This window comes from Curtobacterium sp. SP.BCp, from assembly GCF_051903255.1.
GTDB lineage: Bacteria > Actinomycetota > Actinomycetes > Actinomycetales > Microbacteriaceae > Curtobacterium.
This window is the reverse complement of the sequence record NZ_CP194338.1, coordinates 452,108-467,215: the sequence shown is the minus strand read 5'-3', so window position 1 is coordinate 467,215 and position 15,108 is coordinate 452,108. Positions and strand designations below refer to the sequence as shown.

Genomic DNA, 15,108 nt, shown 5'->3' with positions numbered 1-15,108 from the left:
GCGCCGTGACGGGACGTGGCGGACGCCCCGCTCAGGCGTGCGCGACGAGCCAGTCGTGCTGCTCGCTGCTGAGGGCCCGGTCCGACCACACCTGGCGCTCGACCCCGGCGGGCGTCGGCGACGAGGTCGTGCCCTGCCACACCAGGGAGAGCCCGGAGCGCCGGAGCACGACGGCCGACCCGGCGTTGTTCGTGAGCACGCGCCCGGTGACGGGGACGTCCGCCGCGGTGTCGTGCGCCGCCCGGACCGCGGCGGCAGCGGCTTCGGTCGCGTAGCCGTTGCCCCAGGACTCCGGGACGAACCGGTAGCCGAGGTTCCACAGGTGCCCGACGGTCATGTCCACCCCGGCGACCCCGAGGAACGTGCCGTCGTGCGCCGAGCGGACAGCCCAGGAACCGAGGCCGTGCCGGATGCGTCCACCGATCTTGGCCTGGACGAGCTCGACCGTCTGCGCCCGGGAGTGGTGCCGACCCGCGGGCAGGTGCTGCCACGTGCGCGCGTCCGAGAAGAGCGCGTGCACGTCGTCGACGTCACCGGGCGTCAGCGGTGACAGGAGCAGGCGATCCGTTCGGATCTCCTGCGGGGGGACCAGGAGCTGGTGGACCATGCTCCGATCCTCACCCGCACCACCGACATCCGCGTGAACACCACGCGACATCCGCGCGACTCGGCTCGCCACGTGCGGCATCCCGCACGCGGAGCCTCAGTCGAGCAGGAGCGCCGGCTCCTCGAGCACCGAGGCCACGTCGTGCACGAACCGCGACGCCACGTCGCCGTCGACGACCCGGTGGTCGAACGAGGCACCGATCGTGGTCACCATGCGCGACCGGACCTCGCCGTCGACGACCCACGGCTTCGGCTTGATCGTGCCCATGGCGACGATCGCGACCTCGCCCGGGTTGAGGATCGGCGTTCCCGTGTCCATGCCGAAGACGCCGATGTTCGTGATCGAGACGGTGCCGTTCGCCATCTGTGCCGGGCTCGTCTTGCCGTCGCGGGCGGTGAGGGTGAGTTCCTCCAACGCCTGCGCCAGCTCGAGCAGCGACATGTCCTGCGCGTCCTTGATGTTCGGCACGATGAGCCCGCGCGGGGTCGCCGCGGCGATGCCGAGGTTGACGAAGTGGTGGACGATGATCTCGCGGTCGGTCCAGGTCGAGTTCACCGAGCGGTTGCGACGGACCGCCCAGATGACGGCCTTCGCGACGATGAGCAGCGGCGAGACCTTGACCCCCGCGAACGTCGGCGAGGCCTTGAGGCGCTTGACGAACTCCATCGTGTGCGTCGCGTCCACGTCCACGAACAGCGACACGTGCGGCGCGGTGAACGCCGAGGTGGTCATCGCGGTCGCGATGGCCTTGCGGACGCCCTTCACCGGGATGGTCTCGCTGCGGACCTCGCCCCACTCGGGCGTCTCGATGTTGCGGAACACGCTGGCCTGCTTCGCGTGCCGGATGACGTCGTCGCGGGTGATCTCGCCAGACAGCCCCGTGGCGACGATCTCGCTCAGTTCGACCCCGAGGTCACGGGCGAGCTTCCGGATCGGCGGCTTCGCGAGGACGTTGGTCGCGACGCTCTGCTTCCGCGGGCGGGTGCCCTGGCTCGCGACGGCGTCCGCGGTCGAGTCCTCACCCGGGTCCGCAGCGGCTGCGGCGAGCGCTGCGGCGTCCGCACTGGAGGCACGGCTCGCCTCCGCAGCGAGGGCCGCGGCCCGGCGGGCGCCCGGCTTCCGGCGGGACGGTGCGGAGGTCGCCGAGCCGTAGCCGACGAGGACCGCGCCGGAGGTCTCGTCGGTCCCGACGACGCCCGCGCCGTCGGCGACCGACGTCGGTGCCGCGGCCGCCGGCACGGCCGGAGCGACCGGCGTGGCGGCTGCCGCCGGGGCGGCGGCGGGTGCCACGGGCGCAGCGACGGGCGCGGACGCAGTGGGAGCCGGTGCCGCCGGGGCGGGCGCGACCGACGGGGTGGGCGCGACCACGGGCGAGGCCGGGGCTGCGTCGGCGACGGGGGCCGCGCCTCCCGGCTGGCCACCGGCGAGCGCGTCCGAGTCGACCCGGATGATCGGTCGGCCGACCTCGACCGTGTCGCCCTCGGCGACGAGCAGGCCGGTGACGGTGCCGGAGAACGGCGACGGGAGCTCCACGAGCGACTTCGCCGTCTCGATCTCCACGAGGACCTGGTCGACGGCGATCTCGTCCCCGATGGCGACGCGCCACTGGACGATCTCGGCCTCGGTCAGGCCTTCGCCCACGTCGGGCAGGGGGAATTCGGCGGCGGCCACTACGGCTCCTTCGACGTCGTTCGGGGTCGGACGGGGGTCAGTACGCGAGGGCGCGGTCGACGGCCTCGAGGACGCGGTCGGCGTCCGGGAGGTGCAGGTGCTCGAGCTTCGACACCGGGAACGGCACGTCGAAGCCGGACACCCGGAGCGGCGGGGCCTGCAGCGTGTAGAACGCCCGCTCGGCGACCGTCGCCGCGATCTCGCTGCCGACGCTGACGAAGCCGGAGGCCTCTTGCGCGACGACGAGTCGGCCGGTCTTCGCGACCGAGGCGAGCAGCGGCTCCCAGTCGATCGGGGAGATCGACCGGAGGTCCACGACCTCGCAGCTCGTGCCCTCGGACTCGGCGATCTCCGCAGCCTGCATGAGCGTCGCGACCATCGCGCCGTGGCCGACGAGGGTGACCTCGGTGCCGGTGCGGGCGACGCGCGTGGTGTGCATCGGCACGTGGCCGTCGACGAGGTCGACCTGCCCCTTCGGCCAGTACCGGGACTTCGGCTCGAGGAAGACGACCGGGTCCTTCGACGCCACTGCCTCTTGGATCATCCAGTAGGCGTCGTTCGGGGTGCTCGGGCTCACGACCCGGAGGCCCGCGGTGTGGGCGAAGTACGCCTCCGGGGACTCCTGGTGGTGCTCCACGGCACCGATGTGGCCGCCGTAGGGGATGCGGATGACGACCGGGAGCGACATGTGGGCCGGCAGCCGGTTCTGCATCTTCGCGAGCTGCGAGGTGATCTGGTCGAAGCCGGGCCACACGAAGCCGTCGAACTGGATCTCGACAACGGGCCGGTAGCCGCGCAGGGCGAGACCGATCGCGGTGCCGATGATGCCGGACTCGGCGAGCGGGGTGTCGCGCACGCGCTCGGGGCCGAAGCGGTCCTGCAGGCCCTCGGTGATGCGGAAGACACCGCCGAGCTGGCCGATGTCCTCGCCCATGAGCAGGACCTTGTCGTCGGCCTGCATCGCGGCGGCGAGCCCGGCGTTCAGCGCCTTGGCCATCGTCAGCGTGGGGGTGGGGTCGCTCGGGACCTCGCCGGCGCCGGGGTGGGCGCGGAGCGTGAAGTCGAAGAGCTGCTCGGTGGTGCTCATCAGTGGGCGCTCCCCTCGAAGCCGGCTTCGTACTGTTCGAGCCACGCCTTCTGCTCGGTGACGAGCGGGTGCGGCTCGCGGTAGACGTGGTCGAACATGACGTCGACGGGCGGCACGGTGAGCTCGACCGTCCGGCGGCGGACGTCGGCGGCGAGGTCCTCGCCCTCGGCGTCGAACGCCGCGAACTGCTCGTCCGTCGCGCCCTTCGAGCGGAGGTACGCCTCGGAGCGGACGATCGGGTCGCGGCGCACCCAGTCCTCGAGCTCGCCGTCGGCGCGGTACCGGCTCGGGTCGTCCGAGCTGGTGTGGGCGCCGATGCGGTAGGTGTCGGCCTCGATGAAGGCCGGACCCTGCCCGCTCCGGGCGTGCTCGGTCGCGACGACGGACGCCGTGTAGGACGCCAGGATGTCGTTGCCGTCGATGAGCACGCTCGGGATGCCGAAGCCCCGCGGTCGGTCGACGAGCGGGGTCGGCGACTGGACCGTGACCGGGACCGAGATCGCCCAGTGGTTGTTCTGCAGGAAGAACACGACCGGGGCCTTCGTCGACGAGGCGAAGACGAACGCCTCGTTCACGTCGCCCTGGCTGGTCGCGCCGTCACCGAAGTACACGATGGAGCATGCGTCGACGTCGGGGTCGCCCGTGCCGACCACCCCGTCGAGCTTCTGGCCGAGCGCGTAGCCCGTGGCGTGGAGCGTCTGCGAGCCGATCACGAGCGTCGAGATGTGCGTGTTGCCGCGCTCGTCCGGGTCCCATCCGCCGTGGGTCTGGCCGCGGTACATCGCGATGATCTCCATCGGCTCGACACCACGCTCGGTGGTGACGGCGTGCTCGCGGTACGACGGGAAGACGTGGTCCTGGGCGCGGAGCGCGAACACGGAGCCGGTCTGCGCGGCTTCCTGCCCGTGACTCGGCACCCAGAGGCCGAGCTGCCCGGTGCGCTGGAGGTTGTGACCGGCGTGGTCGAACCGACGGGTGAGGACCATGCGGCGGTGCATCGCCAGCAGGGTCTCGTCCGGGATCGCCCGCGCTGCGGCGGCGAACTCGGCGTTCTCGTCGGTCTCCACGAACCGGCCCTCGGGGTCGAGGAGCCGGACGGTGGTCGTCGCGGGGGCCGCGGCGCGGAATGACATGCGGGCCAGCGTAGCGGCAGCACTCAACGTGCCGATGTGAGGTCCCCCACAAGCGACCGCGCCGTTTCGAGGAGCGTTTCCACAGCCTCGTGCTCGCCGATCGAGATGCGGATCCCCTCGGGCGGGAATGCCCGGACGATGATGCCGGCGGCCTCGAACGCCTCGGCCGCGGCGGCGGTCCCGGCACCGGTCGGCAGCCACACGAAGTTGCCCTGGGCGTCCGGTACCGGCCAGCCCTGCTCCCGGAGCTCCGCGACGATGCGGTCCCGGCTGGCGGCGAGTTCGGCGACGCGCTCGAGCAGTTCGTCCTCGCGCTCGAGGCTCGCGAGCGCCGCGGCCTGGCCCTGTGCCGTCACCGACAGCGGGATCGCGCACGCACGGACGGCGTCGAGCACGTACTGCGGCCCGATCGCGTACCCGACCCGGAGGCCGGCGAGCCCGTACGCCTTGGAGAACGTGCGCAGGACGACGAGGTTCGGGAACCGGCCGACGAGCGCGCCGCCGCGGACCGCCGAGGGGTCGGTGACGAACTCGGCGTAGGCCTCGTCGAGGACGACCAGCACGGTCGAGGGCACCGAGGCCATGAAGCGCTCGAACTCGTCCGCGGTGACGATCGGCCCCGTGGGGTTGTTCGGCGTGCAGACGATCACCATGCGCGTGCGCTCCGTCACGGCGGCCACCATCGCGTCGAGGTCGTGCCCGCCGTCCGGCCGGTTCGGCACCTGCACGCTCGTCGCCCCCGCAACCGTCACGACGCCGGGGTAGGCCTCGAAGGACCGCCACGCGTACACGACCTCGTCGCCGGCGCCGCTCGTGGCCTTCGCGAGCTCGTGCAGGATCGCGACGCTGCCGGGAGCGACGTGGACCTCGTCGGCGGTGATGTCGAAGCGGCGCGCGAGCTCGGCGCGCACGGCGAGCGCGGTGGCGTCGGGGTAGCGGTTGAACGCCGTCTGCGCCTGGACCGCCTGCACGACACCGGGGAGCGGCGGGAAGGGGTTCTCGTTGCTGGAGAGCTTGAAGGCGTCGGCCGCGGCCTGTCGACCCTGCTTGTAGGCGGGGAGCACCGCGATGTCGGGGCGGATGTGGACGCGCTCGTCGCTCATCACAGCAGGTTAGCGGCACCCTCGCGGCTGCACGACGGCATCATGGGCGCATGCGATTCCTCGTCCGCCTCGTCGTCAACGCCCTCGCGCTCTGGCTCACCACGCTCCTCGTGAGCGGCGTCTCCGTGACCGCGTTCGGGGACGGCGGCACGACCGCGACCGTCCTCACCTACCTGCTCGTCGCGTTCGTGTTCGGTCTGGTGAACGCCGTGATCGGCACGATCATCCGGGTCGTCGCGTTCCCGCTCTACATCCTGACCCTCGGGCTCATCTCGTTCGTCGTGAACGCGGTGCTCCTGCTCATCGTCGCCGGCATCTCGACCGCCATCGGCTTCGGCCTGCAGGTCGAGTCGTTCGGCTGGGGCATCGTCGGCGCCTTCGTGCTGGCCGTGTTCGCCTGGCTGATCGGCCTCTTCGTCCGGCCGGTGCTGAGCCGCCAGCGGGCGTGAGCGCGCCGGCGCCCGCGCCGACGGGGCACCGGACCGCACCGCGCAGGCGTGTGAGCGCGCACGCGCCGGAACCGACCGACCGCCCGACGACGCCGGCCCCGTCGACCTGCACCGTGCCTCCCGGCAGGATCACGGGTGTCGCCGACGTCACCGCACTGCGCCATGATGTCCCCATGACACAGGACGCCGACGCCCCGTTCCGCGTCTCGTTCGTCTGCAGCGGCAACATCTGCCGCTCCCCCATGGCCGGCATCGTCTTCGCCCAGCTCGCCGCCGACGCCGGGCTGAGCGACCGCTTCGTCGTCGAGTCCGCCGGCACCGGCGACTGGCACGTCGGCGAGCCCGCGGACGAGCGCACGATCGCGGCCCTCGCCGCGCGCGGATACGATGGCAGCAGGCATCGCGCCCGCCAGTTCGACCCGGACCGGTTCCCGGACCTCGACCTGGTGGTCGCACTCGACCGCTCCCACGAACGCGTCCTGCGCTCGTGGGCACCGACCATGGACGACGCCGCGAAGGTGACGCTCCTCCTGCGGTACGACGACGCCTGGCCCCAGCAGACCGACGTACCGGACCCGTACTACGCGGACCGGCACGAGTTCGACCGAGTGCTCTCGACCGTCGAGCGGGCCTGCCGGGCGCTCTTCCGACAGCTCGAGCCGGCAGTCCGTCAGGGAGCCCCATGACCCCCCTTCCCCCGCAGCCGATCAGCCCGCTCGACGGGCGGTACTACCCGATCGTGCACACGGTGGGCGAGCACCTCTCCGAGGCCGGCCTCAACCGCGCACGCATCGTCGTGGAGGTCGAGTGGTTGGTCTTCCTGACCGACCACGCGATGTTCACCACGTCGCCGCTCAGCGTCGACGACAAGGCCGCGCTCCGCCGCGTCGCGGAGACGTTCGGGCAGGAGCAGATCGCGGAGGTCGGCGAGATCGAGGCCACGACCCGGCACGACGTCAAGGCGGTCGAGTACTTCGTCCGTCGTCGCCTCTCGGAGCTCGGGCTCGACGCGATCGCCGAGCTGACGCACTTCGCGTGCACGAGCGAGGACGTCAACAACCTGTCGTACGCCCTCACCGTCCGCGACACCGTCGACCAGGTCTGGCTCCCGGCGTTCAAGGCCGTCATCGCGGCGCTCCGCACGATGGCCGAGGACCTCAAGGCCGTGCCGATGCTGTCGCACACGCACGGTCAGCCGGCCACCCCGACCACGCTCGGCAAGGAGCTCGCGGTCGTCGTGTACCGCCTCGAGCGCGTCCTCGCCCAGGTCGAGGCGACCGAGTACCTCGGCAAGTTCAGCGGCGCGACCGGCACGTTCTCGGCGCACCTCGCCGCGGACCCCGAGGCCGACTGGCCGACGCTGTCGCGCGAGTTCGTCGAGGGCCTCGGCCTGACGTGGAACCCGCTGACGACGCAGATCGAGTCGCACGACTGGCAGGCGGAGCTGTACGACCGCGTCCGGCACGCGAACCGCATCCTGCACAACCTCGCGACCGACGTGTGGACCTACATCTCGATGGGGTACTTCACGCAGATCCCGGTCGCCGGTGCGACGGGTTCGTCGACGATGCCGCACAAGATCAACCCGATCCGGTTCGAGAACGCCGAGGCGAACCTGGAGATCTCGTCCGCGCTGTTCTCCACGCTGTCCGAGACGCTCGTCACGAGCCGGCTGCAGCGCGACCTGACGGACTCGACCACGCAGCGGAACATCGGCGTCGCGTTCGGGCACTCGCTGCTCGCGCTCGACAACCTCCGCCGCGGGCTGTCGGAGATCGCCGTGAACGAGTCGCGGCTCGCGGAGGACCTCGACGGCAACTGGGAGGTGCTCGGCGAGGCGATCCAGACGGTCATCCGCGCCGAGGTCACGGCCGGGCAGTCGAACATCGAGGACCCCTACGCGATGCTCAAGGAGCTCACCCGCGGCAAGCGCATCGGGCAGGCGGACCTCGTCGCGTTCGTGAACGGCCTCGACATCTCGGACGGCGCGAAGGCCCGGCTGACGAACCTCACGCCCGCCACCTACACCGGGCTGGCGGACGAGCTGGTCGACCACCTCGACGTGTGACCTCCGAGTCCGACGGCCGTCTCCGCGATCTGCGGAGGCGGCCGTCGGCGTTCGGGGTGGTCGCGCGCATGCGCCGGCCGGGAGGCACGGGTCGGCCCCGCCGCGGACGTCACCACCTCAGGTGGTGACGTCCCGCGCCTCGGCGACCAGTGCCTCCAGGACGGTGCGCACGCCGGGACGGACCGCACGGTCCGGACGGACGAGCGCATCGATGCGCCGTCCCGCTCGGACGTCCGCGAGCTCCGCCAGGTGGAACCGTCCGGCAGCGCGCGTGCCCGACGTGTACCGCGGCACGAGCGCGATGCCGTGTCCGGCGGCCACGAGGTTCTCGATCACCGGTAGGTGGATGGTCCGGAACGCGACGCTCGGCGGGGTGTCCGTCGCCGCGGCGAGCGCGGTGAGCACGCGATCGATCGGGTAGTCCTCCGGGACACCGATCCAGGTCTCCCCCACGACGTCGTCGATCCCGACCCGTCGGCGTCCGGCGAGCGGGTGGTCCGGCGGGAACGCGACGTCGAGCGGTTCCCGGAGGAGCGGGACGGTCTCGAGGCCGGACCGACCCGCCGGTGGCGCCCCGTCCGGCCGGTGCCCGACGACGACGTCGTGGTCGGCGGCGAGCGGGCCGAACTCGTCCTCGCTGACGTCCACGTCGACCAGGACCAGCTCGATGCCGGGGTGCTCGCGCATCCGGGTGAGGAGGCCCGGCAGCAGCAGCTCCGCGGCCGACGGGAAGATCGCGAGGTCCACCCGGCCGACGGCTCCGCCGACGTGGTCGCGCCAGGCCGCGTCGACCTCGGCGACCGCGGTGGCGATGCCGGCGGCGAGCCCGGCGAGCACCCGCCCGTCCTCGGTGAGGCGGACACCGCGGCCACTGCGCTCGACGAGCGGTGTCCCGACCTGTCGCTGCAGGGTGCGGAGCTGCTGCGAGACGGCACTCGGCGTTCGGTGGGTGGCCTCGGCGACGGCTGTGACGCTGCCGCGCTCGGCGAGCTCCCGGAGGACGGCGAGGAGCTGCACGTCGAAGTCGACCATGCAGGGACCCTACAACCTTGGTGTCGAACTGTTCGCTGGTGCTACAGCGTCTCGGCAGCCATCGTTGGAGGGTGCTCGCCCGTGATCGTCTCCTCGCCGTCGTCGTCGCCGTGGCCTGGGGACTGAACTTCCCCGCCACCGCGCTGGCCCTCGACCACTTCCCGCCGTTCCTGCTCGCGGCGCTGCGGTTCACGCTCCTCGCGGTGCCGACCGTGCTGTTCGTGCCGCGCCCGCGCATCCCGTTCGGACGGCTCCTGCTCGTCGGGCTGGGGCTCGGCGTGCTGCAGTTCGCGTTCCTGTACCTGAGCATGGCGTCGGGGATGCCGTCGGGGCTCGCATCGCTCGTGCTCCAGGCGTCGGCGCCGTTCACCGTGGTGCTCGCGGGGGTGTTCCTCCGCGAGCGGCTCACCGGACGGCAGGTCATCGGGGTGACGGTGGCGGTGTGCGCCCTCGCCGCGATCGCCGTGCACCGGGCGCAGGCGGCGGCGCTGCTGCCCGTCGTGCTCGCGCTGTGCGGGGCGCTCGGGTGGGCGATCGGCAACGTCGCGACCCGGCGGGCGGGGGCGTCGAACCCGCTGCACCTGACGCTGTGGTGGTCGATCGTGCCGCCCGTGCCGATGGCCGTGCTGTCGCTGACGGTCGAGGGGCCGGCGCGCATCGGGCGGGCGCTCGGCACCGTGTTCACGCCATCGGCCCTGTCCGCCGACCTCGGGCTGCTCTACATCGTGCTCGTGGCGACGCTCGTCGGGTACGGCATCTGGTCCCGTCTCCTGGCGTCGTACCCGTCGAGCATGGTGGCGCCGTTCTCGATGCTCGTGCCGGTGATCGGGGTGCTCGCGTCGTGGGTGGCGTTCGGGGAGGTACCGGACGCGGTCGAGATCGTGGCGGGGGCGGTCGTCGTCGGGGCTGTGCTGTGGTCGTCGCGGCCGGCGGCACGGGCGCTGCCGGGCGGGCCGGCTGCGGGCGGGTCGGCCGCCGCTGGAGCGGCGGTCGCGGCCGCCGTGCCGGGCGGGCCGGGCGCCGTCCCGGGCGGGCCGGGCGCCGTGCCGGGTGGGCCGGGCGCCGTGCCGGGTGGGCCGGCCGGGCTGGCCGCCGTGCCGGGCGCCGCTGGCGCGGCGGCTCCGGCGTTCAGCCCCGGTGCTGCCGACGCTCCGCGATGATCCCGGCGAGCGCCCCACGTAGCTCCGGGTACCGGAACTCGTAGCCCGCCTCGAGGAGCCGCGTCGGCACCACCCACCGGCTCTTGAGGACGAGCTCGGTCTCGGTGCGGATCGCGAACGACCCGAGCTCGAGCATCCACCGCGTCGTCGGGAGCCCGATGTGGCGTCCGACGGCGTCCCGGATCGTCGCCATCACCGTCCGGTTGTCCGACGGGTTCGGGCTGGACACGTTGACCGGTCCCTCGATGTCCTGGCGGTCTCGGACGAAGCGGATCGCGCCGAGGACGTCGTCGATGTGCACCCACGAGAACTTCTGCCGTCCCCGGGTGCGGCGGTGCTCGTGGTACGTGCCCGCACGGAGCCGTGCCGGGGTCGGGAACCACGCGCCGTCGTACTGCGGGCCGCCGAGCCCGGCCTGGGCCAGTCGGAGGAGCGGTACGAGGGCGCTTCCGTCGCCGAACACGATCGCCATCCGGAGTGCGACCCGCCGAGTGGACGGCAGGTCGGCCCCGAAGAACGCCTGCTCCCACGCCGTCGCGATGCCGACCGAGAACCCCTCGCCGAGCTCCCCGGTGTGCTCGTCCTGCGGGCGGTCGTCGGCGTGCCGGTAGATCGTCGCGGTCGAGGCGTTCACCCACAGCGGCGGCGGGTGCTCGCTCGTGCGGATCGCCTCGGCGAGCTCGAGCGTCGTCTCCACCCGGGAGCGCAGGATCTCCCGACGGTTCCGTCGCCCGTACCGACAGTTGACGCTCTTGCCCGCCATGTTGACGACCATCGCTGCGCCGTCGACGAGCTCACGGATCCGGAGGGTGTTGCCCCACACGGCGTCGCCGGTCCGTCCGACGGTGACGACCTCGTACCCCTCGTCCGCGAACGCGCGACGGAGGTACTGCCCCACGAAGCCGCTCGCTCCTGCGACGACCACCCGGGCCTTCGGGCCCGGTCCCGGTGCTGCCATCAGCGTCCTCCTTCCGGCACGACGGAGTAGCTGAACGCCCCCTCGTACCGGTACAGCGTGCCGACGAACGGCGCACGGAGCACCAGGGACACGCGCTGGAGACCCGCATCGTCATCGAATCGTTCGACGAGCGTCACACGCGGAGCGATCACCGCCGGGAGGCCCCACTCGCGTCCCAGCGCCCGGAACGTCACGTGCGTGGAGACCAGGCGCAGGGCGCCCGCGTCGGGTCCGCCCGCGTCGACCTCCGCCCGGAGTCGTGCGCTGACGCGCCCGCGACGCCCGAGGTGGTCGACGAGGCCGTCGGGGCCGGCGGTGATCGCGTCCACCATCGTGCGGTCGCCGGTGCGGAACCGGAACGTCCGGTGGGCCCGGACCGCGACGTGCCCCTCTGCCCCTCGTCCGCGCCCGACCCGCACCGGCCGGTTCTCCACGGTGAACGGCACGTCGTGCTCCCACACGGGGAACATCACCGCGTCGCGGGCGAACCAGGCGAGCACCGGCCAGAGCCACCGCCGTGGCGTGCCGATGACGTCGAACACCCCCGTGCCCCGGCCCACGTGACCCGGTGGCACCGCGCCGAAGTAGCTGCGGAGTCGTGGGTGCAGCCCGGCCAGGACGTCGGCGGGCGTGCTCAGTTCGTACGGCGACCGGACCACGCCCCGATCCTGGCACGCCGTCGGTCGCGGCTCCTACGATGTCGGCATGGGACACGACCACGGGCACACGCACGGACACGCCTCGGAGCGTGCCCTGCTCGTCGCGTTCTGCATCTCGGCGGGCATCCTCCTCGCCGAGGTGGTCGGCGCCGTGGTCACCGGGTCCCTGGCGCTGCTCGTCGACGCCGGGCACATGGTGGTCGACACGGGCGGGATCGGCATCGGCCTCGTGGCCACCCGGCTCGCCCGGCGGAGCCCGACGGCACAGCGCACGTGGGGGTACCAGCGTGCCGAGGTGCTCGGCGCCACGGCCCAGGCCGCCATCCTGCTCGCGGTCGGTGCCTTCGTGATCATCTCCGCCATCCAGCGGCTGTTCGTCCCGGCGGAGATCCACTCGGGTCCGCTCCTCGTCTTCGGCGTTGTGGGGCTCGTCGGCAACCTCGTGGCCTACGCGGTGCTGCTCCGGGCCTCGGGCGAGGGCTTCACCTCACGGGCCGCCCGACTCGAGGTGCTGAACGACACCCTCGGTTCGGTCGCGGTCATCCTCGCGGCGGTCGTGCTCATGGTCACCGGGTGGGAGCGTGCGGACTCGGTGGCGGCGATCCTGATCGGGCTGCTCATCCTGCCGCGGGCGCTCCGGCTGCTGCGCGAGACCGCCAACGTGCTGCTGGAGTCGACGCCGCCGGGGCTCGACCTCGACGCCGTCCGCGGCCACATCCTGGAGCTCGACCACGTCATCGCTGTCCACGACCTGCACGCCACCCTCGTCGCGACGGGCGTGCCGAACCTCACCGCGCACGTCGTGGTGGACGACCACTGCTTCTCGACCGCCCACGCGCCGCGCATCCTCGACGAGCTGCAGCAGTGCGTGGCGCAGCACTTCGACGTCCCCGTGGAGCACTCGACGTTCCAGCTCGAGCCCGCGTCCCACCGCCGGCACGAGCACGAGGTGCACGCCTAGCCCGCGCACCCGGGCGTCCCGCCGGGTTCCCGCTTGCCACGAAACGCGCGCGTCCCGACGTCCCGCGCGTCGATCTCGGCGAGTTTCGTCGCACGCGTTCCTGGCACGTCGATGCGGGAGCACGGAGCGACGATGCACGTGTCGAACGACGGGTGCGTCGTCGGAACGCGCGCGTTTCGTGCACACACCCGAGCGGGGCAGGACGCGCGGGTCAGCAGCCGTCGGTGCGGGTCGGGTAGGCGGTGATGACGCGGTCCGTCGTCGCGGAGACGATCACCTTGACGAAGGGCTCGCGCTCGGGGCGTGATCCGTCGTCGAACGACACCGGCGCGGCGAAGCAGACCTTGCCGTCGCCGGCGTCCTGCGGGTAGCCCGAGCGCGGGGTCGTCAGCGCTGTCCGGACCGCGGTGAGCATGGCGTCGTCCCAGTCGCGCGAACCCCGCCCGCCGAGGACCTCGGTCCAGTCCTGGTCGTGCCGGGCCCGGATGTGCTCGTAGCCCTGCCCGGAGTTGCCGCACTGCAGGACGACGCGGCCGAGGGCGTCGGTGTCGTACTGCGCCACGACCTGTCGGCCGTCGGTCTCGCACCGGTCGAGGACGTCCGCACCGGGCAGGTCGGGGCCGTCGCGCGTGATGACCACGACGCCGTCGCTCGGCAGCGTGGCCCCCGGGGTCGACGGACCGCCGGACGCGGCGCCTCCGTCCAGGACCGGCTCGTCGACGCCGCGCTCCGCGGTGAGCACGAGCCCGCCCGCGAGGAGCCCGGCGGCGACCACGGCGGCGACACCGGTGATGACGGACCGGCGACGCTTCTGGGACATGCGGACAGTATGCCGGACCGGCACCGCGCCTCCAGGCCGGGTCGGACCCGCCGACCTGCCGACCCGCCGACCCGCGGACCTCCCGCGTCGGCCGGGCCCGCGTCACGGGCCGTGTCGACTACGCCCGCGCCGCGAGCCGCTGCCCGGCGAACACCGCCAGCACGGCCACGAGCACCACGTACCCGACGAGCACGACGATCGTCGGGAGCACCAGCAGAGCTGCGCCGACCGCGACCACCGGGACGGTGAGGCCCGCGTACGCGATGAGGAACGTCGCCGCGAGCACCCCACCCCGACGCTCGGGCCCCACGAGGGCGCCCGCGCTGGCGATCGACGCCCGGAAGAGCAGCCCGACGCCCGCACCCGCGACGACCCCGCCGCCGATGAAGCCCCCGACCTGCAGGAGCACGGCGGCCACGGCCAGCACCGCGAGCCCGCCGACGAGGAGCACGACGCCGAGCCGGATCTGCCCCCGTTGCGAGAGCCGGGCGAACACGAGCTGGCTCAGGGCGCTCGCGGCGAACACCCCGAACGTGGTCGCGCCCGCCGCGAGCCGGTCGGTCACGTGGAACGTGGTGGCGAGGAACGTCGGCGCGACCGAGGTGAAGAGGCCCTGGACGGCGAGCGCCGCGAACGCCCCCGTGCCGGCTGCCCAGAACGCAGCACCCTTGCCCTCGGGGGCCTGCAGGCGCTGCGGGCGGTACGACACCCGCGACGCCGGGCGGTCGACGGTCTCGGGCGCGACGAGCACCACGACGAACGCGATCGTCAGCGCGACGACGAAGACGACGTACGGGACCAAGAGGGGCTGTCCGACGAACTCGGCCAGCGCGCCACCGACGAGGGCACCGAGGGACAGCCCACCGAGGTTGACGGCTCCGGCGGCGACGCTAGCACCCTTCGCGGACGCCTCGGAGCCGGTCGCCCGGACCCGCAGCTCGCCGAGGTGCGCGGTCGCCGTCGCGGTCAGGGTACCGACGCCGAGGCCGGTCACCAGCCGCGCGACCACCAGCCCGGTGACGTCGTTCCACACCAGGAAGAGCACCGCCGCCAGGAGTTCGAGCGCGATCGACACGAGGATGAGCGGCTTCCGCCCGTGGACGTCGCTGAGGTGTCCGGCGAGCCAGAGGGAGCCGACGACGCCCACGCCGTACGCCGCGAACACCACGGTCGTCGTGATCGTGGGGAAGCCGTCCCGCGCCTGGTAGATGACGTACAGGGGCGCCGGGACGGTCGCGAAGGCCATCACCGAGAGGAAGGCGAACGCGACGGCCCAGAAGCCGGCGCCGTGTCGACGTCGCGTGTGGGCCCGCCGACCGCGCGGGGCGGGAGCGACCCGGGTCGTCCGGACGGATCCCGTGCTGTGCTCGATGACTGACATGGTCCGATCCTCTGCCTCG

Annotated in this window: 15 protein-coding genes; 5 read left to right on the top strand and 10 right to left on the bottom strand. The window is 72.8% G+C overall.

Translation table 11 applies throughout. The annotated features are described in order from the left end of the window. Window positions 1–31 precede the first annotated feature (31 nt). The 5 genes from ACRQ4C_RS02470 to ACRQ4C_RS02450 all read right to left on the bottom strand — a co-directional run bounded on the left by ACRQ4C_RS02470 (window position 32) and on the right by ACRQ4C_RS02450 (window position 5,601). Window positions 32–607: a GNAT family N-acetyltransferase gene (locus ACRQ4C_RS02470; RefSeq protein ID WP_439689990.1), complete on the bottom strand. Its 576-nt coding sequence runs from the start codon at window positions 605–607 to the stop codon at window positions 32–34. 96 nt (window positions 608–703) lie between these two features. Beyond that, the gene (locus ACRQ4C_RS02465; protein WP_439689988.1) at window positions 704–2,278 is read right to left on the bottom strand and encodes a dihydrolipoamide acetyltransferase family protein; all 1,575 of its coding nucleotides are present in this window, start codon (window positions 2,276–2,278) and stop codon (window positions 704–706) included. 37 nt (window positions 2,279–2,315) lie between these two features. Continuing rightward, window positions 2,316–3,275 (bottom strand): alpha-ketoacid dehydrogenase subunit beta, encoded by a 960-nt coding sequence (locus ACRQ4C_RS02460; protein ID WP_290134158.1) that lies wholly within the window; start codon window positions 3,273–3,275, stop codon window positions 2,316–2,318. An 89-nt stretch (window positions 3,276–3,364) separates the two neighbouring features. After that, entirely contained in the window at window positions 3,365–4,498 is a 1,134-nt protein-coding gene (locus ACRQ4C_RS02455; RefSeq protein ID WP_439689986.1) for a thiamine pyrophosphate-dependent enzyme, read from the bottom strand. Between the two features lie 23 nt (window positions 4,499–4,521). Next, window positions 4,522–5,601, bottom strand: a complete 1,080-nt coding sequence (locus tag ACRQ4C_RS02450; protein ID WP_439689985.1) for a histidinol-phosphate transaminase — start codon at window positions 5,599–5,601, stop codon at window positions 4,522–4,524. A gap of 50 nt (window positions 5,602–5,651) precedes the next feature. On the opposite strand from ACRQ4C_RS02450, the gene ACRQ4C_RS02445 reads away from it, so the two are divergent. From ACRQ4C_RS02445 to purB, 3 genes are all read left to right on the top strand, one after another. Then, a complete protein-coding gene (locus ACRQ4C_RS02445) occupies window positions 5,652–6,050 on the top strand; it encodes a phage holin family protein (RefSeq protein ID WP_290132989.1) in 399 nt (132 codons plus the stop codon). A gap of 173 nt (window positions 6,051–6,223) precedes the next feature. Further along, window positions 6,224–6,736 carry a low molecular weight protein-tyrosine-phosphatase gene (locus ACRQ4C_RS02440; protein ID WP_290132990.1) on the top strand — a complete coding sequence of 171 codons (513 nt, stop codon included), beginning with the start codon at window positions 6,224–6,226 and terminating at the stop codon, window positions 6,734–6,736. Then, entirely contained in the window at window positions 6,733–8,118 is a 1,386-nt protein-coding gene (gene purB, locus ACRQ4C_RS02435; protein WP_439689982.1) for an adenylosuccinate lyase, read from the top strand. Before ACRQ4C_RS02440 ends, purB begins: the two co-directional genes overlap by 4 nt. A 117-nt stretch (window positions 8,119–8,235) precedes the next feature. Here purB and ACRQ4C_RS02430 read toward each other — a convergent pair whose 3' ends face one another. Continuing rightward, complete coding sequence (locus ACRQ4C_RS02430; protein ID WP_439689981.1) at window positions 8,236–9,150, bottom strand: LysR family transcriptional regulator; 915 nt, start codon at window positions 9,148–9,150, stop codon at window positions 8,236–8,238. Window positions 9,151–9,221: 71 nt separating this feature from the next. Here ACRQ4C_RS02430 and ACRQ4C_RS02425 point away from each other — a divergent pair, with 71 nt between their 5' ends. After that, window positions 9,222–10,310, top strand: coding sequence for an EamA family transporter (locus tag ACRQ4C_RS02425; protein WP_439689980.1), 1,089 nt, complete (start codon window positions 9,222–9,224; stop codon window positions 10,308–10,310). On the opposite strand, the gene ACRQ4C_RS02420 is transcribed toward ACRQ4C_RS02425, so the two are convergent. After that, the gene (locus ACRQ4C_RS02420; RefSeq protein ID WP_439689978.1) at window positions 10,279–11,268 is read right to left on the bottom strand and encodes an epimerase; all 990 of its coding nucleotides are present in this window, start codon (window positions 11,266–11,268) and stop codon (window positions 10,279–10,281) included. The two genes, ACRQ4C_RS02425 and ACRQ4C_RS02420, sit on opposite strands and share 32 nt — an antisense overlap. Beyond that, the gene (locus tag ACRQ4C_RS02415; RefSeq protein ID WP_439689976.1) at window positions 11,268–11,927 is read right to left on the bottom strand and encodes a DUF4166 domain-containing protein; all 660 of its coding nucleotides are present in this window, start codon (window positions 11,925–11,927) and stop codon (window positions 11,268–11,270) included. The genes ACRQ4C_RS02420 and ACRQ4C_RS02415 overlap by 1 nt, the downstream gene beginning before the upstream one ends. 46 nt (window positions 11,928–11,973) lie before the next feature. Here ACRQ4C_RS02415 and ACRQ4C_RS02410 point away from each other — a divergent pair, with 46 nt between their 5' ends. Then, window positions 11,974–12,888: a cation diffusion facilitator family transporter gene (locus ACRQ4C_RS02410; protein ID WP_439689974.1), complete on the top strand. Its 915-nt coding sequence runs from the start codon at window positions 11,974–11,976 to the stop codon at window positions 12,886–12,888. Window positions 12,889–13,099: 211 nt separating this feature from the next. Here the strand turns inward: ACRQ4C_RS02410 and ACRQ4C_RS02405 are convergent, their stop codons facing one another. Both ACRQ4C_RS02405 and ACRQ4C_RS02400 read right to left on the bottom strand, forming a co-directional pair. Continuing rightward, entirely contained in the window at window positions 13,100–13,708 is a 609-nt protein-coding gene (locus ACRQ4C_RS02405; protein ID WP_439689972.1) for a hypothetical protein, read from the bottom strand. A gap of 118 nt (window positions 13,709–13,826) precedes the next feature. Continuing rightward, complete coding sequence (locus ACRQ4C_RS02400; RefSeq protein WP_439689970.1) at window positions 13,827–15,089, bottom strand: MFS transporter; 1,263 nt, start codon at window positions 15,087–15,089, stop codon at window positions 13,827–13,829. Between the last annotated feature and the right edge of the window lie 19 nt (window positions 15,090–15,108).